Below are 26,057 nucleotides of genomic sequence, written 5' to 3'. Positions count from 1 at the left end.
CTACACTAATATTAAGTGAAGGTGACTGACATGGGGGATCGTACAGAGGAAGAAGCACGGCCGCTCAAGAGCTACGCTGAAGCGGTTGATTGGATCAACGGGCTGTTGCCGTTTGGCATCCGTCCCGGCTTGGAACGGATCGAGCTCATGATGGAAAAGTTAGGCCATCCCGAACGGAGGCTGAAATTTATCCATGTGGCGGGGACGAACGGTAAAGGCTCCTCCTGCGCTTTCCTGACCCGGACACTCCGGGAATGCGGTTATCAAGTGGGGACTTTTACGTCCCCTTATATCACTAAGTTCACAAATCGTTTCCAATATAATGAGGAAGATATCCCTGAGACGGTGCTGCTCGATCTGGCGAACCGGATTGCTCCATTGGTGGCTGAAATTTCCGAGACTGAACTCGGATCCCCAACCATGTTCGAGGTGAGCACAGCGATCGCGATTTTATATTTTGCGGAAGTGTGTTATCCCGATGTGGTAGTATGGGAGACCGGGCTTGGGGGAAGGATGGATGTGACCAATATTGTGACGCCGATCGTCTCTTTGATTACGAACATCGGCATGGATCACATGGACGTCCTTGGCGATACCATCGAGCAAATCGCCCGTGAGAAGGCTGGCATTATCAAGGCGGGAGTGCCCGTAGTCAGCTGTGCCGAACAACCGGAGGCCGTTGCCGTACTGAAGGAAACGGCGGCAGCCAAACATGCTACCCTGTATCTGATGGGGGAACAGTTCCGGTACGAGCGGGTGGCCGTGGATGCCAAGGAGCAGCAGTTGCATTTTCAAGGTCCATTCCGGGAGATGGATTTTACAATTCGCATGCTTGGGGAGCATCAATGCAAGAACGCCGCCGGCGTCATGATGGTGCTGGAAGTGTTGCGGCAGTATATGGCTTTTATCCTCGAGGATGAACAGGTGCAGGACGGTTTCCGTACCGCCTTCTGGGCTGGACGGCTGGAAGTGGTGCGGGAGGAACCTCGCCTTGTATTGGACGGAGCACATAATCCGGAGGGGGCTGCTTCGCTGGCGAAAAGCCTGCCTGAAGCGTTCCAATACCGTAAGCTGCATTTGATGATGGGGATGCTGGCCAACAAGCATCATCAGGGCTACTTGAAGCATATATTACCAATAGTGGATACGCTAATTCTGACCGAGCCCGATTTTCGCCGGAAAATGGACGCCGATGCGTTGTATGAACTCGTGGCCGAACTACAGGGGACAGAAGCGAAAGCGGATTTGGAAATCATCGTGGAACGTGACTGGAGAAAAGCCCTTTCGCTTTTGGAGTCACGGACGGAACGGGAGGATCTTGGGGTAGTCACCGGCACGTTGTATCTGATCTCGGACGTGCGGGCGGCCCTTTTGCATCAAACCGATTCTGAAAAAGGCTGGTGACCATTTTGTTAAATACGACCGAACAACACGTACATTTTATCGGTATCGGCGGATATGGCATGAGCGCCATTGCCCGCGTGATGCTGGAAATGGGGTATACCGTCACGGGATCGGACGTTGCCTCCCAAGAGTTGACGGAGAAGCTCGCCGCGAAGGGAGCAAAAATCTATATCGGCCATACCGCCGAACACGTGCATGGGGCGGATTTGGTCGTTTACTCTACCGCGCTGCCGCAGGATAATGTGGAGCGTTTGGAAGCGCAAGAGCAAGGCATACCGGTGCTGCATCGCTCTCAGATGCTGGCCCGCCTTTTGAATGAGCGTAACGGTGTTGCTGTTGCCGGAGCTCATGGCAAAACGACAACCTCGTCGATGATCGCGCTGGCGATGGAGCTTTGCGGTACCGATCCTACCTACATTATCGGCGGGGAAATTATGGATATGGGCACAAATGCCAAAGCCGGACAAGGAAAATGCGTGGTTGCGGAAGCTGACGAAAGCGACGGCTCCTTCCTGCAGTACTATCCATTGCTTGGCGTAGTGACCAACATCGAGGCTGACCATTTGGAGAACTACGGAGGTGATTTCAATCGCCTGAAGGAAGCCTACGTGCAGTTTCTAAACCAGATAAAACCGGGCGGCAAGGCTGTTGTATGCGGAGACGACCCGAACGTACGGGAATTGCTTCCTCGGGTTCAAAGCCCGACGATTACGTACGGTATCGAGACCAACTGTGACTATACGGCCCGGGAGATCGAGCTGGGGGATCGCTGTGTCACCTTTAAAATGCATCATGGCGACCAGGAACTCGGGACGATCGAGTTGTCTGTGCCTGGCCGGCATAATGTTTACAATGCGATGGCGACCGTGATCGTCTGCATGGAGGCCGGCATTCCGTTTGATGAAGTTGCCAAAGCGTTGCGCCACTTCCATGGAGCGAAACGCCGCTTCCAGGTGCTTGGAGAGAAGAACGGCATTCTGATCATCGATGATTACGCTCACCATCCGACGGAAATCCAAGCGACGATCGCAGCGGCCAAGGCAACCGGCAAACGGATTATCGCCGTCTTCCAGCCGCAGCGGTATACACGCACCTTCTTCTTGCTGGATGCGTTCAGCCGGGCGTTTGGGGATGCGGATGAGGTGATCATCACCGACATTTATTCGCCGGCCGGAGAGAAAGCGATCGAAGGCGTGAGCTCTTCGAAGCTGGTTGAATTGATCAAGCAGAACAGCAATCCTGGTGCCCGTTACTTGCCAACGAAGCAGGATGTGATTGCCGATTTACAGCACCGGCTGAAGCCTGGCGATCTCGTGCTGACGATGGGAGCAGGCGACATTTACAAAGTGGGTTACGAGCTGGCCAAAGGGTTGTCTAACTAAATCCCCAGCTTGACACTTAATATGAACGGTCTTTACCGGGATGAGGTTCCCGGTAAAGACCGTTTTTTCGTTCCTGACCAAATAGAAGCTTCACCCTTGTACAGGCTTGGCATAACCGTTGGATCGCTCTCATATGGATAGGGTAAAAGAATGGACAAGGAGCGTGCGGACCGTGAACAAAGCCAAAATGACATTCCGGTTTGACAGGGATGGCCGGGAAATCCGGCCAGAGCGGGAGATTGCGGAGGAGCCAATACGGAGGTCGACACCCCAATATCGCGCGGTAGAAACGGTGGAGGAATGGGGAGATCCCTTCACAGACCATACCGGGATGGGGCTCACTGTTTTCCCGGGCGGTCAAGACCAGAGACGACGCCAAGATCCGACGGTAACCGATCGGGATGATTGGGCAATGGAGAAGGCGGATATGTCTGTTTACTCTACTGCATCTGCGGCTGATAAGGCGTGGGAAGAGATTTACGGCAATGATCCTTGGCAAACAGAGTGGCAGGAAGATGCCCCTCCTATCTATACCCGTCCACACCGAACCTCCTGGTGGAAGGTGGCCGGCTCTTTGACCGGAGCGATTGTTACGGGCGCACTGTTTGGGTATGTCGTGCTATCTTTATTTAATCAGGAGGTCGAGCTCCCTCTTCCGGGAATCAATACGAACACGACGCAGCAGGAGGAAAAGGGAGACACCGCAAGCCAGCCGGCCATGGGGGAGATTGAAGGAGAGGACCCCGCCAAAGAGGACAACGCTCCGCTCATTAGTGTCGCATTGCCGGAACAGACCTACTACTTTTTGCAATATGGCGTGTTTAGCACAGCCCAGGGTGTACAGCTGGCACAAGAAGAGCTGCAGGCGTCCGGCATTGCAGCGGCGCGGGATACGGTCGACGAGAAGCGGGTATATGCCGGGGTTTCCACGGATCGTGAGCAGTCGAAACTGCTGACCGGCCAACTCAAGGCGGCAGGCGTGGAGCTGATTTTGCACGAGATTTCGTTACCAGCAGTGGCCAATGTTCCTTTTGCCGGCGAACGTGAAGCTTTGGAAGGGTTTATGGCGCAAAGTGCAGAGCTGGTTGATCTGCTTAGCACTTCATCCGCTGCGCTATTAACCGAAGCGGACCCGCAACCGCAGCAGCATCCGGAATTGGAACAATTGGGTGCCAAGCACCAAGCTTGGACAGAAAGGGCTTCGGCGATCCGCGGCAAATGGTCCGCGGAGGGAGCCGCCCTAGCCGGGGAAATGGAGAAAGCGATCAACGGGGCGGTCGAGGCCATGAGCGAATATCAGAAAAACAGGGCGAAAACGCTGCTCTGGGAAGTGCAAAATGAGATGATGCGCTTCATTATGGCCGAGCAATCCCTCGTTCACGCCGGAGCATAAATATGCAGCAGGAAAATAGGACCAAGGACAGGGGCTGGAAATAGTTTCCCCTGTCCTTTTTGTGTTTGCGCCTGGGGCCATAATAATCTTATAATAGGTTAGTGTCAAAAAATGGCGGGGATGACAGCAAACCGCTGTCGATTCTTATCTATTTTTTACCAACTTATGCATGTAACCATTCAGGACATCAATTCGTTTTCTACAAAGGAGAGTTCCATAATGGATACCGCAAAATTGCGCCGGATTATTCTTGCTTCCACTTCACCTCGCAGGCGTGAATTGATCGCGTCTTTGGCGATTCCTTTCGAAGTAGTTCCGAGCCATGCCGAGGAATCCTTCGAAGCGTCGTTACCGCCGGAGCAAATCGTGATGGAGCTTGCCGGGCGCAAAGCGGAAGCCGTTTACCGGGAGCTTGATTCTTCGGCAGACCGTAATGCAGTGATCGTTGGAAGCGATACGATCGTGGTCCGAGACCGCGAAGTATTGGGTAAACCGAAGGACACCCAAGAGGCAGCGGATATGCTGCGAAGCCTGCAGGGACGCGCGCATGTGGTGTATACCGGCGTAGCCTGCATAGACGCCTTAACGGGGCGACGCCACGTGGATTACCGGGCGACGACCGTAAGGATGAAGGCTTTAACCGAAGCGGAAATTCAAGCCTATGCTCGTAGCGGGGAAGGATTGGACAAGGCTGGAGCGTATGCGATTCAAGGCCTTGGCGCTACGATCGTTACTGGAATTGAAGGATGTTATTTTAATGTTGTGGGCTTGCCGGTTTCGCTGCTTGTGGACATGTTGAAGGATTTCGACATTCAGGTACTGTAAGCAGGGGACTGAGCTTGCCGCGTTTGGCAGGTCATCGGGAAGTGATAAAGCATATCCTTCCGAAACCAAGGACGGGCGGACTCGGAATAACCGGGAGCGGCCTGATACTATTTCGGAAGCGAGGGATAGCGATGGAGCAAGCACAAACTCCCTATATGCTGCGTGATCTTCCTTCTGAGGAGCGGCCAAGGGAACGAATGATCAAATACGGGGCAGGAGCGCTCAGCCATGCGGAATTGCTGGCGATTCTGCTCCGCACGGGAACACATCAGGAATCGGCAGTTCATATGGCCCAGCGATTGCTCGCCGAATTAGGCGGGTTGCGTGGGCTGGTGGATGTCAGCCTGGAAGAGATGACCATGCTGAAAGGCATCGGACCCGCAAAAGCGATCCAACTGAAGGCGGGGATTGAGTTGGGGCAGCGACTGGCCAAATCGCGGCTGCCGGATCAAGCAGTCATCCGCAGTCCGCACGATGCGGCCGAGCTATTGATGGAGCAAATGCGCTATTTGCAGAAAGAGCATTTTGTATGTCTTTTTTTGAATACAAAAAATCATGTTATTGCTCAAGAGACGCTTTCGATCGGAAGTCTGAACGCATCGATTGTACATCCGCGTGAGGTATTTCGGGCTGCGATCAAATGCAGCAGCGCTTCTGTCGTATGTGCCCACAATCATCCCAGCGGGGATCCTACTCCAAGCCCGGAGGATATCCGGATGACGCGGAGGCTTTGTGAGGCGGGGGAAATTATCGGCATCGATGTGCTCGATCACATCGTCATCGGGGACGGCAAGTTCGTCAGTTTGAAAGAACGGGGCTTGATGTAACTTCAGTGAATTCAAGATTCGCCGTCGAGCTTGCATCGAAGATGAAACACCGTGATCGGAAGATGACTTTTTGAACAACCTCTAATATAATAGGTTAGATACAGAAGGAAAGGAAGAAGCAGCATGTTGGGTGGCTTTACAAAAGACTTGGGTATTGATTTAGGGACGGCAAATACGTTGGTATATACGAGAGGCAAGGGCATTATCGTCCGCGAGCCTTCGGTGGTAGCGATCCATACCGACACGAAAAACATCGTGGCCGTCGGAGAATCGGCCAAGAAGATGATCGGCAGAACCCCCGGCAACATTCGGGCGATCCGTCCGATGAAGGATGGTGTGATCGCGGATTTCGATACAACGGCAACGATGATTAAATATTTTATTGGTCAAGCGCAGAAGAAGCGTTCGTTGTTCCAGCGCCACCCGAACGTCATGGTTTGCGTACCGTCGGGCATCACAGCCGTTGAGCAACGGGCAGTTGAGGACGCGACGAAGCAAGCCGGCGCACGCGAGGCTTATACGATTGAGGAGCCGTTCGCCGCGGCGATTGGTGCGGATTTGCCGGTTTGGGAACCAACCGGCAGCATGGTCGTGGACATCGGCGGCGGGACGACGGAAGTTGCGGTGATCTCGCTGGGCGGGATCGTCACGAGCAAATCCGTCCGTGTAGCAGGTGATGAGATGGATGAGGCTATCATTCAATACATCAAGCGCCAATATAATCTAATGATCGGGGAGCGAACGGCCGAGCAGCTGAAGATGGATATCGGCTCCGCACTTGCCTTGGAGAAGGTCGAAACGATGGAGATTCGCGGTCGCGATCTTGTGACAGGACTGCCGAAGACGATCACGATCACTTCCGATGAGATCTCCGAAGCGCTGAGCGATACAGTTGGTGCGATCGTAGACGCGGTGAAGGTCACCTTGGAGAAATGTCCGCCGGAACTCGCGGCAGACATTATGGACCGGGGGATCGTGCTGACTGGCGGCGGCGCATTGCTGCGTAATCTGGATAAACTGCTGGCCAGCGAAACCGGCATGCCGGTGATTGTGGCGGAGAATCCGCTCGACTGTGTAGCGATCGGTACGGGCCGGGCTTTGGATAATATCCATTTATTCAAATCAAAAAGTAGTTCAGCCCTTCGTTCCAAGCGATAATTCGCACGGAAGAAGGCACCCCTGATATCAAAGCGGCGCCGTCCTGAATTGGACGGCCAATGCCGTTTTTCCAAGAAATCATGTATGGTTGGAGGGTGCGAAAACTGTTTAAGCTGCTTGGCAACAAAAGATTATTTATTTTGTTGATGGGACTTATTTTGTTTATTGCGGTGATGGGGTTTACGCTGGGGCCAAGAACCAACTTGTCCTGGCCGGAGAAATTCGTCAAGGACACGGTTGGCTTCGTGCAATACGTGTTTTACAAGCCCGCTAGCTATGTAGCGGGCTTCTTTGAAGATATTTCGAACCTGCGTGCGCTGCAGGAGGAGAACGAGCAGCTCAAGATTGCTTTAGCTCACTATACACGTGACAAAGCGACGTATAACTGGATCGCTCAAGAAAACGAACGATTGCAGAATAAGCTCGATTTCACGGAAGCGCAAAAAAGGCTCTATGATTACACCTGGAAAATTGCCCAGGTCATCAGTGTGAATGACGATCCCGTCAATCGCACGATCGTGGTTAATTTAGGGGCTCGGGAAGGCGTGAAAGAGGGGATGGCCGTGACCTCCGAGAAAGGGTTGGTTGGCGTGATCAGTCATGTCAGCAACTTTACGTCCACGGTCCGACTTGCCACTTCAATGGATGCCAAGGACCCGAATTCCAACGGCATTGCCGTGACGGCGCAAGGGAAGGAGAACGACGTCTTTGGCATGATCGAAACGTTCGATCGCGAGCAGGGAATGTTCCTCATGACACGCATTGAAGATGCGACTCCGCTAAAGACAGGAGATACGATCGTCTCCTCCGGGATTGGCGGCGTATTTCCGCGCGGCATGGTGATTGGCACGGTGAAGGACATTCAGGTTGGCGAATATGGGCTGACGTATACGGCTACAGTGGAACCGGCTGCGAACTTTACTGACTGGAAGGAACTGTTTATCGTGTTCGAACCGGAAGGTGAAGGCGAGTGAACAAGCGCAAATTGATTTTGTTCCTGCTGCTGTTCCTCTTGTTTATTCTGGAGGGAACTTTAGTTCCTTGGCTAATCCCTGCGGCATGGCAGACGCGGATTGCCCCGCATCTGGTTTTCGTCGTTATTCTTTATTTCTCGGTTTATGAGAATCGGCATTCCGGGTTAATCCTTGGCCTGGTGTTTGGGATGTTGCACGATATCGTTTTTTACGGAGCATTGATCGGAGCCTACTCCTTCGCGATGGGGTTGTCCGGGTATCTGCTGGGGCTCTTGTCCCGCAACCAGCGGGCACCGTTGCCGCTGATGATGATCGTGGTGCTGCTGGGCGGCCTGTTGCTGGATTCGATTCTGTTCGGGACATACACGCTGTTTGAACTGATTCACCAGCCGTATACATGGGCGTTGAAAAATCACATTATCCCAAACGTACTCGTGCAGTTTGGATTTGCTTTGGCGATCTACGTACCGCTGCGACGGCAGCTCGAAATCATTACCCGCAGACGCTCTCCCGAGGAGAATGCTTGACTTCCCGCTTATTTTGCTTGCCGTAAGCAGGAACTTTTCTGCTTCGGCGCGAATTGATTAGGGGGGAGGGACAGGCTCATGACAGTAAAATCCAACCACGTGACGATTAAAGGCGTAAAAGATGGCCTGGTTTTCCTGCTGGACGACAAATGTGATTTTTCGAGTCTTCTAGAGGAATTAAAGTATAAATTGGAGTTTAGCCATCAACATATTTTAACCGGGCCGATCATCCATGTTGATGTGAAGCTGGGGATGAGACTCGTCACTGAGGATCAAAAGGAAATGATTCTTGATATATTGAAGCAAAAAGGCAATCTGCTTGTCCGCTCCTTTGAGATGCCGGAAGTTGTTCGGGCAGATGCGCCGGGAGCGCTGACGACGATTGCGGGGATTGTCCGCTCGGGTCAGGTGCTGCATCATGAGGGCAATCTGCTGTTTATTGGCGATGTGAATCCCGGGGGGACGATTCGCTGTACCGGCGACATTCTGATTCTCGGCGCTCTGCGCGGGATGGCTCATGCAGGCTTTGAGGGCAATGAGAACTCGATCATTGCAGCTTCGTACTTGTCTCCAACGCAGCTTCGAATCGCGGAAACGATCAGCCGCCCCCCGGATGAATGGGAGAACCGGGAGACAAGCATGGAGTTCGCTTTTCTACGGGAAGGGAAGATGCAGATCGACAAAATCATCAATATCACCCGGGTGAGACCGGACCTTAACGTGTTTAAAGGGGTGTGAATCATGGGACAAGCTATCGTAATTACGTCCGGTAAGGGCGGGGTAGGCAAAACGACAACCTCAGCCAATATCGGTACGGCGCTTGCGCTTCTGGGGAAAAAAGTATGTTTAGTGGATACGGACATCGGTTTGCGGAATTTGGACGTGGTCATGGGGCTCGAAAATCGGATCATCTATGATTTGATCGACGTGGCCGAAGGCCGCTGCCGACTGAATCAAGCGCTGGTGAAGGATAAGCGGTTCGATGAGCTGTATATGCTGCCGGCGGCGCAAACGAAGGATAAAAACGCGATTTCGCCAGACCAGGTGAAGGATATTATTCTGGAGCTGAAGAAAGAATTTGAGTTCGTGATTATCGACTGCCCGGCCGGGATCGAGCAAGGGTTCAAAAACGCGATTGCCGGGGCGGACCAGGCGATCGTGGTCACGACACCGGAGCATGCTGCTGTACGCGATGCGGATCGAATTATCGGGCTCTTGGAGAACTCGCATATTTCTTCACCGAAGCTGGTGGTGAACCGGATTAAGATCAATATGATGAAATCCGGGGATATGTTGGATATTGAAGGCATTTTACAGGTACTAAACATCGATCTGATCGGCATCGTGCCAGATGATGAGAAGGTCATCAAAGCGGCTAACAGCGGGGAGCCGACGGTGATGAATCCGGATTCTCCGGCGGCGATCGCCTATCGCAACATCGCGCGGCGGATCTTGGGCGACACGGTGCCGCTGATGCTGCTGGATCAGAAGAAGGGTGTATTTACGCGCTTTAAGAAGTTTTTTGGAATGGGTGGATAACCGTTGTTTTTTAAACTTAAACATGTGGACTGGCTGATGGTAGGGATACTCGCATTGTTTATGGTGTTTAGTACCCTCCTGGTGCGCAGTGCTATTGCTCCCTATGAGACGGAATTCCAGGGGAATGATCTGAAGACGATCATCTTTTACTTGCTAGGGTTCGTGGTCGTGTTCGGTATGGCTTTGGTGGATTACCGTACGTTGCTTCGGTACAGCTGGTATGTGTACGGGGCAGGCTGCGTGCTGCTGGTGCTCGTCTACCTGTTTGCGCCGGAAATCAACGGGGCGCGCAGCTGGTTCAAGATTGGCGGGTTACAATTTCAGCCGGCCGAATTGGTTAAAGTTATTCTCATTTTGACGACAGGCTATTTATTAGGCAAAAAAATGGGGCAACCGCTTCACTTCCGGCGCGATATTATTCCGATCACGCTGGTGACGCTGCTGCCGTTTTTTTTGGTGTTGATTCAACCGGACTTGGGAAATGCGATCATTTATCTCGTCGTGTTAGTAGGGATGCTGTGGATTGGCAATGCCAGATACAGCCATGTTTTGATCGGTTTAGCTGCGGCGGTCGCGGGATTGATATTGTTTGTCACATTGTTTAACGCCTATAATACGCAGATTCAAGACTATTTGGAGAAACATCGGAAGCTTCACTGGTACCAGCGGATCAACACGTTTATCAACCCGGATCAAGCGTCGAGCGACGATCGGCACCAATCCAACTACGCCAAGATCGCTATCGGCTCCGGGGGACTGCTCGGCGACGGTTACATGAAAGGCGACTTAAAGAACAAGAAATTCGTTCCGTATCCGTATTCGGACTCGATTTTTGTTGTCGTTGGCGAGGAGTTTGGGTTCATCGGGGCTTCCGTGCTGCTGCTGCTCTACTTCTTGTTCATTTACAGGATGATCTTAATCGCCCTGCATTGTATCGATAAACGAGGCGCGTACATGATTGTGGGGATCGTAGCGATGTTTCTGTTTCAAATTTTCGAGAACGTCGGGATGATGATCGGTCTGATGCCGATTACCGGGATTACACTGCCGTTCATCAGCTATGGAGGAACTTCGCTGCTGATCAATATGTTATGTATCGGACTGGTGTTCAGCATTAAGCTGCATCAGGAGAAATATAAGGTGGATTAGGATAAACCGGTGCCGGGAGCACCGGTTTTTTTGATGGGCTGGGCTACCGACTTCTGGGTGATTTCGCAGGTGCGATTCGATAACCCCAAGCTTGTTCATATTCCATTCCTGTGGCTCATAAGTATGAAGTACAGGCCCTGCCAGAGAGCAGGCAGCGGCAGAACGGATGACTTATGGGACAACCACGAAATTGTGGAGCGGAGTGGGGGGTTAAGAGCATGGACGTGAAATCAAATGTCAAAAAGCGGAGAGCGGAGCGGATCCGGCAACTGACGATGGAAGACGCCGTAGGGCCGTTGCCGACGGATCCGGGCTGGGGATCTGCTCCTGGACGAGCAGTTGCGCCTCCAAGAAGCAAGCCACGGCCTGCGAGTTCAGGTCAGGACGACAGCGATCCCGATCCTGAGTTGTTATGGAAGCGCGGGCAAGGCCGCTGGCAGGATCCTTATGCAGGCGCCTATGGGGGCGGAAAAGGTGACGACGAGCTCATGGGTCCTGGATCAGGAAGACGTCCGACGTTCTGGTCCGCGATGTTCGTTCGCCTAGTGATCAGTACGTTGCTGTTTGCGGCGATCTGGGGCATGAACCGCTATGAGCCAGCCTGGGCGACGCCCATCCGCGCATTTATTGCTAAGTCGCTGACCGTGGAGATGGATTTCCAAGCGGCCCAAGCCTGGTATGAACGTTATTTCGGCGGGGCGCCATCCTTTATTCCCATTTTTAAAACCAATGAAGATCATGGGCTGAGAGTAGGCGCGACAGCCGCTTTCTCCTTGCCGATTGAAGGAAGCCTTGCCAGTCCATTTGCCTTGAGCCTTAAAGGGGTTGAAATTATTCCTGACACCGGCAGCTTACAGGTCAAAGCCATCGATACCGGACGGGTGGTTCGCGTTGCCCGGGAAGCCGAGACCGGACAAACTGTGACGGTACAACATGCTGGGGGATACCTCTCGGTGTATGGACATTTGGATCAGATCTCCGTGGAAAAAGGGGACTGGCTGGAAGGGGGCGATGTTCTGGGCAGCCTTCCGCCGCGAACGCAGTCGCCTTTGCCGACGCTTTATTTTGCCATCAAAAAAGATGACCGGTATATCGACCCGGCGGATGTGATTCCGTTTGATTAAGTGGCGCGGCATCGCGATTTCGTTCCACCCTTTTTTCGTCATCATTATGCTGATGTCTGTACTGACCGGCCACTTTCTGGAGCTGCTTGCCTTGTTCACAATCGTGTTCGTGCATGAGATGGGCCATGTGTTTGCCGCTCGCATGTACGACATTAAAGTGCTGTCCGTTCAAATGCTTCCCTTTGGAGGCGTAGCGGTCATGGAGGATGCCGGGAATCTTACAGCGGGTCGCGAGATCGTCATCGCTTTGGCTGGCCCGCTGCAGAACCTGATGCTGATCAGTGCCTCCTTGCTTCTTCATGCTATCGGAATCTGGGACGGGCCATTTTTGAGCTATTTTATTCAAAGTAATTTGCTTATCGCTTTATTTAATCTGCTGCCCATCCTGCCGCTGGATGGCGGGAAAATCTCGCAGGCATTATGCAGCCTGGTGATGCCTTATTATGCCACGTTGCTCTGGTCTTATCGTATCAGTCTGTTGTTCAGCGTCTTGCTGGTCGCCTACTCATTCTTACCGCTATGGCTCGGATTAGGCGGGATGCAGCTGAATCTTCTGCTGATTGGCCTCTTCTTGCTATATTCCAATCTGATGGATTATCGGAACATTCCCTATCGTTTTATCCGTTTCCTGGTGAACCGGGATCGCAGCTTTTCCAGACATCTGCTGAACGGGACATTGGCCCAACCAATCGTCGCGGAGAAAACGAAACCTTTGGATCATATTTTGCGTCTATTTAAGAGAGAAAAATACCATTTCATCTATGTGATGAACCAACAGGGGAATATCGTGGCGGTCGTTCCGGAACAACGAGTGATTTCCTCTTTCTTACAGGGAGGGTCCGGGGCTTGAAGCGCGACAGACGTGATATAATGGAACGGGCATGTTACTTGATAATGAGCGAGTTCATGATCAATGGATGACGAAAGTATGAAGGGTGAGATCATGAAGAGGATGATTGTTCACTGCGGACCTGGCTCTACCGAAATTGCGCTTCTCGAAAACGGCAAACTGGTGGAATATGCGGCGGAGCGTTCTCAACATCGGGGATTGGTTGGCAGCTTTGTGAAAGGCAAAGTGGCGAATGTCATTTCGGGGATGCAGGCCGCTTTTGTGGATATCGGTCAAAAAAAGAATGCGTTTCTCTATATCGACGATGTGCTGCACCCTCATTTGGAGAAGCAGCCGAAGCAAAAACCGTCGATCTCAGAGCTCCTGAAGCCAGGGCAAGAGCTGGTTGTCCAGGTGGTGAAAGAAGCGATCGGCAACAAAGGTGCGCGGGTGACGACGCATTATTCTTTGCCGGGGCGCTGGCTGGTCTACATGCCGACGGCAGGGTATGTGGCGGTCTCCAAGAAGATCGCACGTGAAGAGGAGAAGCAACGCCTCAAGCAACTTGGCGAGGAGTTGCGCAGTGAGGAAGAAGGATTGATTCTGCGCACGGTTGCCGAGGAAGAGGATGGCAAGGCGATCGCGGAAGATCTCGCACAGCTGCGTAAGCAATGGGCTGCTATCCAGGAGAAGGCGAAGCAGGCGTCAGCACCGGTTGTGCTGCACCAGGATTTGAGCATGATCCAACGTTTGATGCGCGACGTGTATAGCCCGGAGACGGACGAGCTAATCATGGATTGTCCGGAGCAGGCAGAGGAGGCGCTTGCTTTTCTGCAGGCGATGCTGCCGGGAGAGACGCCGCGCATCATTGTGCACGAAAGCGAAGTGCCGATCTTCGATTATTATGAAGTGAGACCGCAGTTGGAGAAGGATTTTCAGCGAAAAATTTGGCTGCCGGGTGGCGGCTACCTCGTGTGGGACACGACGGAGGCGTTGACCGTGATCGACGTGAATACCGGTAAGTTCACCGGAGGAGACAGCCTGGAGGATACGGTCTTCCGCACCAATCTGGAGGCGGCGCAGGAGATGGCTCGACTGATTCGGCTGCGGGATACCGGCGGCATTATCATCGTGGATTTTATCGACATGAGCAGCGACGAGCATCGATCGGCGGTTTGGGAGCGGCTGGAGCAGGCGATGGCCGGCGACCGTACGCAACACCATATTTTAGGATGGACCAAGCTTGGCCTGCTGGAAATGACACGCAAAAGAATGCGGGAAGAGATTACGGTAATCAGTTGATTTTTTGTAAGGTGCATGATAGTATATTAGGGTATGTGTCATGAGTTAGCTTGTGCACATGCTGCAACCGCTCCGATCGGGTTAACAAGTTCGCTGGACCAAAGCGTCTAACGGCACCTGAATCAGGCGAGTCTGAGACATGAGGAGGTGCAAGCAAATGTACGCAATTATCGAAACCGGCGGTAAACAATACCGTGTTCAAGAAGGCGATGTGCTTTACATCGAGAAATTGAACGCAGAAGACGGTGCAAGCGTAACGTTCGACCGTGTGTTGGCAGTATCGAAAGGTGAAGGTTTGGTAACGGGAACTCCATTGGTATCCGGCGCTAGCGTAACGGCGAAAGTCGAGAAGCATGGCAAAGGCCAAAAAGTGATCGTATACAAATACAAGCCGAAGAAGAACTACCACAAGAAACAAGGTCATCGTCAACCTTACACGAAAGTAACGATCGAGAAAATCCAAGCGTAAGAAGGTGCGATAACTTGATTATCGTCTCAATATTACGCCGGAAGAATAATGACATTGCAGGCTTCAAAGTGGAAGGCCATGCCGGCTATGCGAAAGCCGGTGAGGACATCGTCTGTGCGGGCGTGTCGGCTGTGACCGTGGGAACGGTCAACTCGATCGAGGCGTTGACGGGCATTGTGATGGACTCCAGGATGAAGAACGGCTTTCTTAGCGCGGATCTTCCTGATACGGTCGATACGGAAGAAGCTGGAGCGCAAGCGCAATTGTTACTTGCCTCGCTTGTCGTTATGCTGAAGAGTATCGAAGAATCATACGGGAAGTATATTCAGATACAGGACGTCATTATTTAAAGAAGGAGGTAGACTACAATGTTGAAATTGGATCTCCAGTTGTTCGCTTCCAAGAAGGGCGTAGGTTCCACAAAGAACGGACGCGACAGCATCGCGAAACGCCTCGGCGTGAAACGTGCTGATGGCCAAGTGGTAACGGGCGGAAGCATTCTCGTTCGCCAACGCGGTACGAAAATCCACCCAGGTACAAACGTAGGCATCGGTTCGGACGATACGCTGTTTGCGAAAATCGACGGCGTTGTGAAATTCGAACGTTGGGGTCGCGATCGCAAAAAAGTGAGCGTCTACCCTGTGGAAACCGCTCCTGTAGCGGCTACAGTCGAAGCTTAAGAGCTATGAATCAAGAGCCCTGGCACGTTGGTGTCAGGGCTTTACTTTTTTACATACATAACGGAAGCCAACTTGGTTGAGGTATGTTATACTGGGTAGGGATGCCAGGGTGGGAAGTTCATTCCGCCCAATCTGTTAGAGGAACGGGGAAGATATGAAACATCGGTTCATGGTGAGGGCAATGATCGGATTGATCGCGGTCGTTAGCCTAACACTTGCTTATTTTCTGAAGTCGCCGATCGGACAGGTCCTCCTGTGCGGGGCTCTTTTCGTGTTGTTTGGGCTATATGTACGGCATCTTCGGAAAGGAGCCGAGATCGAGCGGAAGCATTTGCTGGAATCGGTCCAACGAACGGCCTCTGCGACGCTGGGTCATCATCGCCACGATTGGATGAACGATCTGCAGATTTTGTATGGGTATATCCAACTACGGAAAATTGATAAACTCGCGGATTGCGTGGAAAGAATAAAAGAACGAATGGCCGTAGAAAGTAAAATTTCCAGGTTAGGCATTCCGGCCTTAGTTTTCTATTTGCAATCGTTCCGCGAGGTCAATGGTTCAGTTCATCTGGACGTTGAGATTGAGGACGAACTGCAGTTGGATCAATTGCTTACTGCGGAGCAAGCGGAAGAACTGACGGAAGCCATCGTGGAAACGGTGCGGATCTTCCAGTATAAAGGGCGTTCCTCTTGGGGAGAGACGCTTCAATTAAAGATGTCGATGTACCGTGAGGACGGCGAAGTCATCGTTCGGTTTGAACAGGTCGGATCGAAGGGGAATCCGGAGGTGCTTGTTCGTCTTCTTGATGAAGGAATGGCAGGAATGCGGGTGAAAGCTGACCGTGGTGAGGAGGAAGACGGTTCCCTGCGGCTCCGGGTGGCTTGTGGAAAAATAAACGAGGTGAACGCATGTTTGTAGATAAAGCGAAAATTTATGTTAAGGGAGGCGACGGCGGCGACGGGCTGGTGGCTTTTCGCCGGGAGAAATATGTGCCCGAAGGCGGCCCGGCCGGCGGCGATGGCGGCAAAGGCGGCGACGTGATCTTCCGCGTGGATGAAGGCTTGAGAACGCTGATGGATTTCCGTTATCAACGGCACTTTAAGGCGCAACGCGGAGAGAAGGGGCGGAATAAGAGCCAGCACGGTGCGAATGCGGAGAATATGATCGTCCGGGTTCCCCCGGGAACAGTTGTCATCGACGACGATACCCAAGAGATCATTGCCGATTTGACGCGCCATGGGCAGGAGGTTGTCGTTGCCCGCGGAGGTCGCGGAGGTCGCGGCAATATCCGGTTCGCGACACCAAACAACCCGGCGCCTGAACTGGCTGAGCATGGCGAAGAGGGCGAAGAGCGCTGGGTCGTGCTTGAGCTGAAGGTGATGGCCGATGTTGGCCTGGTCGGATTCCCAAGCGTCGGGAAGTCGACGTTGTTGTCCGTTGTATCGGCAGCTAAACCGAAAATCGGCGCCTACCATTTCACCACGATCACCCCGAATTTGGGGGTTGTCGATGTAGGTGACGGACGGAGCTTTGTGATGGCGGATTTGCCTGGCTTGATCGAAGGGGCCCATGAAGGGGTTGGTCTGGGTCATGAGTTTTTGCGGCACGTTGAGCGGACGCGATTGATCGTCCACGTCGTTGATATGGCGGGTTCGGAAGGACGGGATCCTTTTGACGATTGGCAGAAAATTAACGACGAGCTGCGGCTATACAATGCCGATTTGGAGAAGCGCCCGCAGATCGTAGCTGCGAATAAGATGGATATGCCTGAAGCTGAAGCGAACCTGGAGAAATTCCGAGCGGAAGTCGCCAAGGTGCGCGGGGATTTGGAGATTATGCCGATATCTTCCTTAACTCGTCAGGGGATCCAAGAGTTGCTCTACCGCGTGGCGGAGCTGCTGGAGCAAATTCCGGAGGCGCCTGCGATTGAAGAAGTTACCGAACTGGCGGAACGTAAAATCTACAAATTGGACAAGAAGGAAGACGAAGGCTTCACGATCCGCCGCGAGAACGAGACCTTCGTGGTGGAAAGTGCGAAGATCGAGCGGATGATGAAACGGATGCAGCTAAATTCGCATGACGCCATCCTGAAGCTGGCTCGCACGCTGCGGCATATGGGGGTCGACGATGAGCTTCGCAAGCGGGGGGCCAAGGATGGTACGTTGGTCCGCATCGGGGACTTCGAGTTTGAGTTCGTCGAAGGCAGCAGCTACTACTGAGGATGGAAAAGAGCACCTTTTAGGTGCTTTTTTTGCTATGGGTCAGGACAAAAAATCATTGCCACCCTGCGTCATATCCGTTATAATGTCCACTATATGAAAACAAAAGTCTCTAAGGAGAGGACGTTCGTGAAGGAGCACTACTATTTGGTTCGTGAGGATATTTTGCCAGAAGCGGTAGTTAAGACATTGCAGGTAAAGCAGCTCTTAGCCTCCGGCGACGCCAAAACAGTCCATGAGGCTGTTGCTCAAGTGGGGTTAAGTCGCAGCGCTTTTTATAAATATAAAGACGGCATTCATCAACTCAATCAATTCGAACGGGAAAGCATTGTGACCATCTCCTTTGATTTGGAGCACCGGTCTGGGATCTTATCGAAGGTGCTTGCGCTGATCGCCGGTTCTGGCGGCAACGTATTGACGATAAATCAGAGCATTCCGCTGCAAGGCAAAGCCAATGTCGTGATCTCCGTGGAAACCTCGCGCTTAACTGAGGAGCTGGATGAGATGCTGGATTCGTTACAAAGCATTCCGGGCGTAAGGAGAACACAGATCGTTGGTCAAGGTTAACAAGGTAAGAGGAGAAATGAGACGAAAAAAACCGTAATTGGATAACGGGAGGGGACGGCTGTGAAGCCTGTGAAAGTAGGACTGCTCGGACTTGGCACGGTAGGGACCGGTGTGGTCCGGATCTTGGAAGGACATCAGGAGGATCTCAGCAGTCAGGTGGGTTCGCCGATCGTCATTGAGAAAATTGCCGTTAAGACCTTAGACAAAGCGCGCAGCATCCATGTGGAGCCCCATAAGCTGACAGAGGACCCTTGGTCGGTCATCCGCGATCCGGAGATTGACGTAATTGTGGAAGTCATGGGCGGCGTGGATCAGACCAAGGCTTATATTTTGGAGGCGCTCGAGCGCGGCAAGCATATCGTGACCGCAAACAAGGATCTGATGGCGCTGTATGGTTCAGAGATTCTGGCCAAGGCGATGGAGCATCAATGCGACGTTTTTTATGAAGCCAGCGTGGCCGGCGGTATTCCGATCATCCGCACGTTGATTGAAGGCTTTTCCTCGGATCGCATTATGAAAATTATGGGGATCGTCAACGGAACAACCAATTATATTTTGAGCAAAATGAGTCAGGAAGGCGCTTCTTACGAAGATGTGCTGAAGGAAGCGCAGCAGCTCGGATACGCCGAGTCCGATCCGACCTCCGATGTGGAGGGATTGGATGCCGCTCGTAAAATGGCGATTCTCGCAACCCTCGGTTTCCGCACCAATGTGGAACTGAACGATGTCCATGTTCGAGGCATCACTTCGGTATCGAAGGAAGATATTTTGTATGCGAAGCGTCTGGGGTATGAAATGAAGCTGCTCGGCATCGCGGAACGGCAGGATGACGAGTTCAGCATTACGGTTCAACCGACGATGGTGAAGAAGACGCATCCGATCGCAGCTGTCAACGGCGTTTACAATGCGGTGTATGTGTATGGGGAAGCTGTAGGGGAAACGATGTTCTACGGTGCGGGAGCCGGCGAAATGCCGACAGCTACGTCCGTGGTTGCGGACCTGGTCGCTGTCGTCAAGAACCTGAAGCTTGGCGTGAACGGCTTGAAGGCCATCGTCCCGTATAAGCCCAAAAAGCTGAAAACAGACGATCAAATCGCCTATAAAAACTTTCTGTTGCTCCACGTTGACGATAAAGCCGGTGTTCTGGCGCAAATCACCCAAGTGTTCGCCGAATACGAGGTGAGCTTGGAGTCGGTCGTACAGTCGCCGAATACGAACTTGGAAGGCGCTGAAATTATGATCGTGACGCATAATGCGAGCAAAGCAAGCATGGATAAGGTGTTGGCCCATTTTGAATCGCTGGACGTCATTCATCGGATCAAAAGTGTGTATCGCGTAGAGGGATAATAACATTAATTCAGAATAAAGGAGTTCTTTTGCATGAGATATCTCGGATTGCTGGAAACGTACAAGGAATATTTGCCGGTGAGCGACAAGACGCCGAAGCTGACGCTGCAGGAAGGTAATACCCCGCTGGTTCGTGCGGAGAACCTTTCGAAGGAGCTGGGCCTGGACCTGTATTTCAAGTATGAAGGGCTGAATCCAACCGGTTCCTTTAAGGACCGCGGCATGGTGATGGCCGTCGCGAAAGCAGTGGAGGAAGGCAGCACGACGATCATGTGTGCATCCACGGGAAATACTTCGGCAGCGGCAGCGGCTTATGCGGCTCGGGCGGGCATCGACTGCATCGTGCTGATTCCGAACAACAATATTGCCCTCGGGAAGCTGGCACAGGCAATGATTTACGGGGCGAAAGTGATCGCCATCGAAGGGAACTTCGACCGGGCGCTCGAAATCGTACGTGATATCACTGCCAAGCATCCGATTACGCTGGTCAATTCGGTGAACCCATACCGTATCGAAGGACAAAAGACCGCGGCATTTGAAGTGTGTGACCAACTGGGGAAAGCGCCGGATGTCCTTGCGATCCCCGTCGGCAACGCGGGGAATATTTCGGCCTATTGGAAAGGCTTCAAAGAATATTATGAGCGTGGTAAATCAACTTCTCTACCGCGAATGGTTGGATTCGAGGCCGAAGGCGCGATGGCGATCGTGAAGGGTGAGCCTATCCGCGAGCCAGAGACCATTGCAACCGCTATTCGGATCGGCAATCCGGCCAGCTGGAAGACAGCGGTCGCCGCTGCGGAGGAATCCGGCGGGCAGATCAACTACGTTACGGACGACGAAATCCTTGATGCATATCGCACCATCGCAGCCAAGGAAGGTATCTTTGCTGAGCCAGCATCCGCTGCTTCAATCGCCGGCGTATATAAACTGCATCGGGAAGGATATTTCAGAGGCGGCGAGACTGTCGTGTGCGTACTGACCGGGCATGGTTTGAAAGATCCAAACATCGCGATTAAGAGCATTGGCGGCGAACCGCTTGTCGTACAGGATACGGAGGAAGCGGTGCTGGATGCGATTTCCAAGCTGCAAGGAGCACGGGCATGATTCGCCGGGAAGGCGTCCGGGTCAAGGTGCCGGCGAGCACAGCGAATTTGGGGCCCGGCTTTGATACGCTTGGTATGGCACTTAACCTCTATGCTTGGATTGAAATGAAACCGGCCCCCTCCACGGTGATCACCCTGCATGGGGGGAACCTGGAGGGACTGCCAACCGATAAAAGCAATCTGGTGTATCAAGTCGCGCAATCGGTGTTTGCTGAAGCCGGCGTGGCTTTACCGGAACTGGAAATCTCGATGAAATCGGATATTCCGTTAACCCGCGGGCTTGGCAGCAGCGCTTCGGCGATCGTCGGGGCGCTGTTTGCAGCCAACCTGCTGATTGGCGAGCCTTTGAGCAAGGCTAAGCTGTTCGATATGGCTACAGCCTTGGAGAAGCATCCCGATAACGTGGGTGCCTCCCTGTACGGCGGGATTATTACCGCGGTCTGGGACGGGGTGCACGCGGATGTGCTGCGTATTGAGCCGCCGGCCGATCTGGAGGTGCTCGTAGCCATTCCTGATTTCCAGCTGTCCACCTCCAAGGCGCGTGAGGCGCTGCCGAAGCAGATCAGCCTGCAGGATGCGGTGTACAATGTCAGCCGCACGTCCCTGCTGACTGCGGCGTTAGCCGCTGGCCGGCTGGATTTGATCCCGGCTGCCATGCGCGATCGCCTGCATCAGCCGTACCGGGCTGCGCTCGTACCTGGAATGGCCCGGATTCTGGAGGAAGCGACAGCCCATGGAGCTTTGGGGGCTGCCTTAAGTGGAGCTGGCCCGACGCTGCTCTGTCTGACGGATCGCCGTCAGGGAGCGGACGAACAGCTGGAGTCGTTTTTATTGGAAGTGCTGAACGGGGAAGGCATCTCTGCGCAGACCATGAGGCTGAAACCTTGCACATCGGGGGTTGTGGAGCTTACTATGGAGAGTGAAGGTTCTTTTCTGGATCACATTCAAGCCTACGGTTTGTGAGAGCTTCGTGATCGATTAAGATTAATGGTTGAAGCACCTTATGAGGGGAAGTCAGGAGATGAAACGAATAGCATTGCTGCCGGAAGGCTCGGTATCTCATGAAGCGGCGCTGCATCTATTTGGCGATGAGCCTGTGGAACTGCTGCATTTCAAGCAGATATCCGACGTCTTCTTAGCCACGGCCAGCGGACACAGTGATTACAGCGTCATTCCGATGGAGAATACAATTGAAGGCTCCGTCAGCCTTCATATGGATTGGCTGATTCACGAAGTGGATATTCCGATGCAGATTGAATGGATATACCCTTCCGTGCAGAATTTGATTGGCAAGAAGGAAGAGTTCCAAGCGGCCGATCCATCGGACGAGATCGATTACAGCAAAGTGACGAAGGTGCTGTCTCATCCGGTTGCGATGGCGCAGTGCTTGCAATTTATTCGTTCGCAGATGCCTAAGGCGGAGCTGGAGCATACTGGCAGCACTTCAGAAGCGGTAGAGCTGGTGAAGAAAAATCCGGGACAAGGCTGGACGGCAATCGGCACGGCACTAGGAGCTAAGCGCCATGGACTGGATGTCCTGGCTCGCCATGTGACGGATCACGATAATAACTATACCCGGTTTGTTCTGATCGGCCCGCGGCCGCTTGAACTGAATCACCCGGCAGCCCAAAGCAAAACAAGTCTGCTGGTAACGTTGCCTGAGGATTTTCCGGGCGCCTTGCATCAGGTATTGTCTGCATTTGCATGGCGTAAACTGAATTTGTCGCGCATCGAGTCACGCCCTACGAAGAAGAGGCTGGGCAGTTACTATTTTATTATGGATGTGCTCGAAGCGGTTGATTCCGTGCTGCTGAGTTCAGCGATTGGTGAAATCGAAGCGCTCAACTGTCAAGTACGTGTGCTGGGGAGTTATCCCAGCTTGTCATTTGGAGAACAAAAAGCGGAGGTGCCAAAATAATGGCAGAACAATGGATTTATTTAGATGGACAATTCGTAACAAAAGATCAAGCAAAGGTTTCCGTATATGACCACGGCTTTTTGTATGGGGACGGGATTTTTGAAGGCATCCGCATTTATAACGGAAACATCTTTAAATGCAAAGAGCATTTGGACCGCCTATACGATTCGGCTAAATCCATTATGTTGGACATTCCGCTGACGTATCAGGAAATGGAAGATGCGCTGGTCGAGACGCTTCGCCGCAACGATCTGCGTAATGGCTATATCCGTCTGGTTGTCTCCCGCGGTCCCGGCAACCTCGGACTTGATCCAAACCGTTGCCCGAAAGCCTCGGTGATCATTATTGTAGAGCAGCTGGCGATCTATTCGGAAGAAGCCTACAAAACGGGGTTGAAAACCGTATCTGTATCGACGCGCCGCAATATCCCAGACGCTTTGAATCCGAAGATCAAATCGCTGAACTATTTGAACAACATCTTGGTAAAAATTCAGTCGAACCTGTCCGGTGCGGGCGAAGCAATCATGCTGAACGCGCAAGGGTACGTTACGGAAGGGTCGGGCGATAATATTTTTATCGTGAAGAACGGGGTTATTACGACTCCTCCATGCTACTTAGGCGCTTTGGACGGCATTACCCGCCAAGCAATCATCGAAATTTGCCGCAAAAAAGGCTACAACATCCAAGAGCAGCCATTTACGCTGCATGATGTCTATGTCGCCGACGAAGTGTTCCTGACGGGGACAGCTGCCGAAGTTATCGCAGTACGCGAAGTTGACGGCCGCATCATCGGTGAAGGGCATGCGGGCCCAATTACGCTGAAGCTGCTGGAAGAATTCCGCGCGATTGTTGATAAGGACGGATTGAAGGTTTGGGAATAATCTGACAAGGCCGACAAGAATCCTATTTTCCTTGGTCTAAGAGGAAGATAGGATTTTTTCTTTTCTAGGATGTCAAAAACCGGGCTCCTGCATAGGATGTAATAAATGGGCCCCGGGCGATCATCACGTACCGGAGAAGAAACCTAGGAGGTCTTTATCGCGTGAAAATCCATATTGTGAAAAAAGGCGATACTTTGTTTGAGCTCTCAAAAAAGTATAACGTGCCTCTGGAAAAACTGATCGAAGCTAACCCGCAGATCGCCAATCCAAATCAGTTGAACATCGGTGACAAAGTAAAGATTCCAGCTGTGGCCGTACCGATTGGCGGTGAAACGGGCAATGTTTACAAGCACGTCGTCAAGCAGGGGGACACGTTATGGAAGCTGTCCAAAGCTTGGGGATTACCTTTGCAAAGTCTGATTGATGCAAACCCACAGCTTAGCGACCCGAATCAATTGAAGGTTGGGGACATCGTCAACATACCTACGGGCATGGGAAATCCGTCAGGTGGTGCCGACAACCCTTCTGCGCCGAACGTAGGGATGTCTCCTGCGCAAACTGGTAAGAAGAACACGGCTCCCATCGCCGGTTCTGGAAAGAAAGCTCCAACCGGCGTCAAGCCAGAAATGACAGCACCAAAGCCGGAGAAGGTGGAGCCGGTGAAAACCGAGAAGCCGAAGGAAGCCCCGGCGAAAACAGAGCCGCCGAAACAACAGCCAATCAACGTAGAACCGCCGAAGCAGCAGCCGATCAACGTGGCACCACCGAAACAACAACCGATCAATGTGGAACCGCCAAAGCAACAACCGGCGCAAGTTCAACCGCCTAAAGTCGTACCGATGGAGATCAAAGTGGAAGTAGAGCAAATCCAATATGAATCCACGAAACTCCAACCGATTCATCACGAGCCGAAAAAGCATGAACCTGTTCAGATTCAGCCCTATCCTTACCAACCGAATATTTCTCCTGCAAATTATGGGCCGCAGAACGTCAGCCCTTATAGCCATGTGCCCATGAAGGGAGAACCCACAGGGGTTAGTCCTTATGGCTATGAGCCGATGAAAGGCGAGCCAATGGGAATTAGCCCTTATGGGCATGAACCGATGAAGGGTGAACCGACAGGAGTCAGCCCTTATGGCTATCAGCCGATGAAGGGTGAACCGACAGGAGTCAATCCTTATGGCTATGAGCCGATGAAGGGTGAGTCGAAAGGAGTTAGTCCTTATGGCTATGAGCCGATGAAGGGTGAACCGACAGGAGTCAGCCCTTATGGCTATGAGCCGATGAAGGGCGAGCCGGCAGGGGTCAGCCCATATGGTTATGAACCGATGAAGGGCGAACCGACAGGAGTCAGTCCTTACACCTATGGCCCAAACCCATCCCCGAACTTATCCTATCCAGGTCATGTTATGCCACAGTACACACTTCCGGCCATGGGTTACGCTCCATCCCCTTGTGGCTGCTCGGGAACAATGTCTCCTTACCCGTATACGACCCAGGAAGCCTATCCGCCTTTTTATCAGTATCCCATTGCCGCTGAACCCGTATCTGGGTATTATGGCAATCCGGCACCAACAGCATTGTCACCAGCGGAAGGGGAGTATCCGGGGATATCTAATGCTAATGCGCCAGTCTCACAAATGCCGAACATGGGAGCGGTAAGCCCGTACGCAAATCCGAATCCGAATATGCAGCCTCAGGCAGTATCACCGCAATCCGTATCTCCTGAAGCAAATAACAATCCATTCTATCCACAAACGATGGATTGGGGACATCATCCCGGAATGATGCCTTGTTATGGTCCACCTGTGCCAGGCTATCCAACATCGGTTATGCCGTCATCCTATTATCCGATGGCCTATCCAGGAGCGAATAACATGGCTCCGCTAGCTAACGAACCTTTGAAGGGTGAAGTAGGCGGGATCGAAAACATGAAGGGGCACTTTAATCGGGAGGTGGAGTCTTCTACTTCCGGCGACGAGACGGAGGAGAGAGAGTCCCAGAAAACAGAGGCAAAATCAAAAACGCCTAACTCATCTAAAAAAAACGTGAAAATTTCGGGCAACCCTGACGCGCAGCCAAGTCCGAAGAAACAAAGTAAATCGAGTAACGGAGCGGCAGGCAAAAAAAATCGTCAACGTACCGACAGCTCGAATGGACGCCGGAATCCGTGGATTAACGCCTAACAAGTAAACAAAGCAGGGGAGGTAACTCTCCTGCTTTGTTTTTTCTCGTGTAATGACTTGAGCATGAATGCGGAATATGATATATTAAATGTCCCATGAAAACTACGAAATAAATCGAGTTGAGAGTGGGATGTTGAGAGAAAACGAGTTGCTTAATCCCTTAAATAAAAAAAATCAAAAAAAGGCTTGCGCTTCTAATCTCAATATGTTATATTATTTAAGTCGCCGCTGAAACACGGCGATAACGAAAAAC

At 52.4% G+C, this 26,057-nt stretch carries 26 protein-coding genes and 1 other annotated feature; all 26 genes read left to right on the top strand.

The features are described 5' to 3' along the window. The first annotated feature begins 30 nt into the window (after positions 1-30). The 26 genes from PBA01S_RS18825 to PBA01S_RS23435 all read left to right on the top strand — a co-directional run bounded on the left by PBA01S_RS18825 (position 31) and on the right by PBA01S_RS23435 (position 25,804). Complete coding sequence (locus tag PBA01S_RS18825; RefSeq protein WP_028539263.1) at positions 31-1,404, top strand: bifunctional folylpolyglutamate synthase/dihydrofolate synthase; 1,374 nt, start codon at positions 31-33, stop codon at positions 1,402-1,404. Positions 1,405-1,409: 5 nt separating this feature from the next. Beyond that, positions 1,410-2,786: a UDP-N-acetylmuramate--L-alanine ligase gene (murC, locus tag PBA01S_RS18820; protein ID WP_127576515.1), complete on the top strand. Its 1,377-nt coding sequence runs from the start codon at positions 1,410-1,412 to the stop codon at positions 2,784-2,786. Positions 2,787-2,958: 172 nt separating this feature from the next. After that, the gene (locus PBA01S_RS18815) at positions 2,959-4,179 is read left to right on the top strand and encodes an SPOR domain-containing protein (RefSeq protein WP_255315393.1); all 1,221 of its coding nucleotides are present in this window, start codon (positions 2,959-2,961) and stop codon (positions 4,177-4,179) included. 219 nt (positions 4,180-4,398) lie between these two features. Continuing rightward, positions 4,399-5,004: a Maf family protein gene (locus tag PBA01S_RS18810; RefSeq protein WP_016311117.1), complete on the top strand. Its 606-nt coding sequence runs from the start codon at positions 4,399-4,401 to the stop codon at positions 5,002-5,004. 131 nt (positions 5,005-5,135) lie between these two features. Then, positions 5,136-5,831 carry a RadC family protein gene (radC, locus tag PBA01S_RS18805; protein WP_016311118.1) on the top strand — a complete coding sequence of 232 codons (696 nt, stop codon included), beginning with the start codon at positions 5,136-5,138 and terminating at the stop codon, positions 5,829-5,831. A gap of 123 nt (positions 5,832-5,954) precedes the next feature. Then, the gene (locus PBA01S_RS18800; protein WP_016311119.1) at positions 5,955-6,989 is read left to right on the top strand and encodes a rod shape-determining protein; all 1,035 of its coding nucleotides are present in this window, start codon (positions 5,955-5,957) and stop codon (positions 6,987-6,989) included. A 95-nt stretch (positions 6,990-7,084) separates the two neighbouring features. Then, the gene (gene mreC, locus PBA01S_RS18795) at positions 7,085-7,963 is read left to right on the top strand and encodes a rod shape-determining protein MreC (RefSeq protein ID WP_028539267.1); all 879 of its coding nucleotides are present in this window, start codon (positions 7,085-7,087) and stop codon (positions 7,961-7,963) included. Next, positions 7,960-8,490, top strand: coding sequence for a rod shape-determining protein MreD (gene mreD, locus PBA01S_RS18790; RefSeq protein ID WP_016311121.1), 531 nt, complete (start codon positions 7,960-7,962; stop codon positions 8,488-8,490). The genes mreC and mreD overlap by 4 nt, the downstream gene beginning before the upstream one ends. Positions 8,491-8,568: 78 nt before the next feature. Then, positions 8,569-9,228 carry a septum site-determining protein MinC gene (minC, locus tag PBA01S_RS18785; RefSeq protein WP_016311122.1) on the top strand — a complete coding sequence of 220 codons (660 nt, stop codon included), beginning with the start codon at positions 8,569-8,571 and terminating at the stop codon, positions 9,226-9,228. A gap of 3 nt (positions 9,229-9,231) precedes the next feature. Continuing rightward, positions 9,232-10,029: a septum site-determining protein MinD gene (gene minD / locus PBA01S_RS18780; protein ID WP_016311123.1), complete on the top strand. Its 798-nt coding sequence runs from the start codon at positions 9,232-9,234 to the stop codon at positions 10,027-10,029. Positions 10,030-10,032: 3 nt separating this feature from the next. Next, the gene (locus PBA01S_RS18775; protein ID WP_016311124.1) at positions 10,033-11,178 is read left to right on the top strand and encodes an FtsW/RodA/SpoVE family cell cycle protein; all 1,146 of its coding nucleotides are present in this window, start codon (positions 10,033-10,035) and stop codon (positions 11,176-11,178) included. A 218-nt stretch (positions 11,179-11,396) separates the two neighbouring features. Then, positions 11,397-12,302 carry a M23 family metallopeptidase gene (locus tag PBA01S_RS18770; protein WP_028539269.1) on the top strand — a complete coding sequence of 302 codons (906 nt, stop codon included), beginning with the start codon at positions 11,397-11,399 and terminating at the stop codon, positions 12,300-12,302. After that, positions 12,295-13,152 carry a M50 family metallopeptidase gene (locus tag PBA01S_RS18765; RefSeq protein WP_028539270.1) on the top strand — a complete coding sequence of 286 codons (858 nt, stop codon included), beginning with the start codon at positions 12,295-12,297 and terminating at the stop codon, positions 13,150-13,152. The genes PBA01S_RS18770 and PBA01S_RS18765 overlap by 8 nt, the downstream gene beginning before the upstream one ends. A 93-nt stretch (positions 13,153-13,245) precedes the next feature. Next, positions 13,246-14,433, top strand: coding sequence for an Rne/Rng family ribonuclease (locus PBA01S_RS18760; protein ID WP_028539271.1), 1,188 nt, complete (start codon positions 13,246-13,248; stop codon positions 14,431-14,433). A 55-nt stretch (positions 14,434-14,488) separates the two neighbouring features. After that, positions 14,489-14,577 (top strand) — a sequence feature (ribosomal protein L21 leader region). 13 nt (positions 14,578-14,590) lie between these two features. Further along, on the top strand, positions 14,591-14,902 hold the full coding sequence (gene rplU / locus PBA01S_RS18755; protein WP_009225178.1) for a 50S ribosomal protein L21: 312 nt from the start codon (positions 14,591-14,593) through the stop codon (positions 14,900-14,902). Between the two features lie 14 nt (positions 14,903-14,916). Next, positions 14,917-15,252 carry a ribosomal-processing cysteine protease Prp gene (locus PBA01S_RS18750; RefSeq protein WP_016311129.1) on the top strand — a complete coding sequence of 112 codons (336 nt, stop codon included), beginning with the start codon at positions 14,917-14,919 and terminating at the stop codon, positions 15,250-15,252. Between the two features lie 18 nt (positions 15,253-15,270). Beyond that, the gene (rpmA, locus tag PBA01S_RS18745) at positions 15,271-15,582 is read left to right on the top strand and encodes a 50S ribosomal protein L27 (RefSeq protein ID WP_016311130.1); all 312 of its coding nucleotides are present in this window, start codon (positions 15,271-15,273) and stop codon (positions 15,580-15,582) included. Between the two features lie 154 nt (positions 15,583-15,736). Further along, complete coding sequence (locus PBA01S_RS18740; RefSeq protein WP_016311131.1) at positions 15,737-16,501, top strand: Spo0B domain-containing protein; 765 nt, start codon at positions 15,737-15,739, stop codon at positions 16,499-16,501. Then, positions 16,492-17,802, top strand: coding sequence for a GTPase ObgE (gene obgE / locus PBA01S_RS18735; RefSeq protein ID WP_016311132.1), 1,311 nt, complete (start codon positions 16,492-16,494; stop codon positions 17,800-17,802). Before PBA01S_RS18740 ends, obgE begins: the two co-directional genes overlap by 10 nt. 129 nt (positions 17,803-17,931) lie before the next feature. Beyond that, positions 17,932-18,369, top strand: a complete 438-nt coding sequence (locus PBA01S_RS18730) for an ACT domain-containing protein (protein ID WP_016311133.1) — start codon at positions 17,932-17,934, stop codon at positions 18,367-18,369. Between the two features lie 60 nt (positions 18,370-18,429). Beyond that, positions 18,430-19,716 (top strand): homoserine dehydrogenase, encoded by a 1,287-nt coding sequence (locus PBA01S_RS18725; protein ID WP_016311134.1) that lies wholly within the window; start codon positions 18,430-18,432, stop codon positions 19,714-19,716. Between the two features lie 33 nt (positions 19,717-19,749). Continuing rightward, complete coding sequence (thrC, locus tag PBA01S_RS18720; protein WP_127576513.1) at positions 19,750-20,820, top strand: threonine synthase; 1,071 nt, start codon at positions 19,750-19,752, stop codon at positions 20,818-20,820. Beyond that, positions 20,817-21,782, top strand: a complete 966-nt coding sequence (gene thrB / locus PBA01S_RS18715) for a homoserine kinase (RefSeq protein WP_127576512.1) — start codon at positions 20,817-20,819, stop codon at positions 21,780-21,782. Before thrC ends, thrB begins: the two co-directional genes overlap by 4 nt. 58 nt (positions 21,783-21,840) lie before the next feature. Further along, on the top strand, positions 21,841-22,737 hold the full coding sequence (gene pheA, locus PBA01S_RS18710) for a prephenate dehydratase (RefSeq protein WP_028539275.1): 897 nt from the start codon (positions 21,841-21,843) through the stop codon (positions 22,735-22,737). Further along, the gene (gene ilvE / locus PBA01S_RS18705) at positions 22,737-23,618 is read left to right on the top strand and encodes a branched-chain-amino-acid transaminase (RefSeq protein WP_085170859.1); all 882 of its coding nucleotides are present in this window, start codon (positions 22,737-22,739) and stop codon (positions 23,616-23,618) included. Before pheA ends, ilvE begins: the two co-directional genes overlap by 1 nt. A gap of 161 nt (positions 23,619-23,779) precedes the next feature. Further along, complete coding sequence (locus tag PBA01S_RS23435; RefSeq protein WP_255315392.1) at positions 23,780-25,804, top strand: LysM peptidoglycan-binding domain-containing protein; 2,025 nt, start codon at positions 23,780-23,782, stop codon at positions 25,802-25,804. Positions 25,805-26,057: the final 253 nt, after the last annotated feature.

Origin of the sequence: Paenibacillus barengoltzii NBRC 101215 (assembly GCF_004000745.1) — a bacterium.
Lineage (GTDB): Bacteria > Bacillota > Bacilli > Paenibacillales > Paenibacillaceae > Fontibacillus > Fontibacillus barengoltzii.
Note: the sequence above shows the minus strand (reverse complement) of the source record. Positions and strands in the feature narration are given on the sequence as shown.

Bases quoted from the DNA above. Each gene is read 5' to 3' on its own strand.
- PBA01S_RS18825 (WP_028539263.1), top strand. From the start codon at position 31: ATGGGGGATCGTACAGAGGAAGAAGCACGGCCGCTCAAGAGCTACGCT.
- PBA01S_RS18810 (WP_016311117.1), top strand. From the start codon at position 4,399: ATGGATACCGCAAAATTGCGCCGGATTATTCTTGCTTCCACTTCACCT.
- radC (WP_016311118.1), top strand. From the start codon at position 5,136: ATGGAGCAAGCACAAACTCCCTATATGCTGCGTGATCTTCCTTCTGAG.
- PBA01S_RS18800 (WP_016311119.1), top strand. From the start codon at position 5,955: ATGTTGGGTGGCTTTACAAAAGACTTGGGTATTGATTTAGGGACGGCA.
- minC (WP_016311122.1), top strand. From the start codon at position 8,569: ATGACAGTAAAATCCAACCACGTGACGATTAAAGGCGTAAAAGATGGC.
- minD (WP_016311123.1), top strand. From the start codon at position 9,232: ATGGGACAAGCTATCGTAATTACGTCCGGTAAGGGCGGGGTAGGCAAA.
- PBA01S_RS18770 (WP_028539269.1), top strand. From the start codon at position 11,397: ATGGACGTGAAATCAAATGTCAAAAAGCGGAGAGCGGAGCGGATCCGG.
- PBA01S_RS18760 (WP_028539271.1), top strand. From the start codon at position 13,246: ATGAAGAGGATGATTGTTCACTGCGGACCTGGCTCTACCGAAATTGCG.
- rplU (WP_009225178.1), top strand. From the start codon at position 14,591: ATGTACGCAATTATCGAAACCGGCGGTAAACAATACCGTGTTCAAGAA.
- rpmA (WP_016311130.1), top strand. From the start codon at position 15,271: ATGTTGAAATTGGATCTCCAGTTGTTCGCTTCCAAGAAGGGCGTAGGT.
- PBA01S_RS18740 (WP_016311131.1), top strand. From the start codon at position 15,737: ATGAAACATCGGTTCATGGTGAGGGCAATGATCGGATTGATCGCGGTC.
- obgE (WP_016311132.1), top strand. From the start codon at position 16,492: ATGTTTGTAGATAAAGCGAAAATTTATGTTAAGGGAGGCGACGGCGGC.
- thrC (WP_127576513.1), top strand. From the start codon at position 19,750: ATGAGATATCTCGGATTGCTGGAAACGTACAAGGAATATTTGCCGGTG.
- thrB (WP_127576512.1), top strand. From the start codon at position 20,817: ATGATTCGCCGGGAAGGCGTCCGGGTCAAGGTGCCGGCGAGCACAGCG.
- pheA (WP_028539275.1), top strand. From the start codon at position 21,841: ATGAAACGAATAGCATTGCTGCCGGAAGGCTCGGTATCTCATGAAGCG.
- ilvE (WP_085170859.1), top strand. From the start codon at position 22,737: ATGGCAGAACAATGGATTTATTTAGATGGACAATTCGTAACAAAAGAT.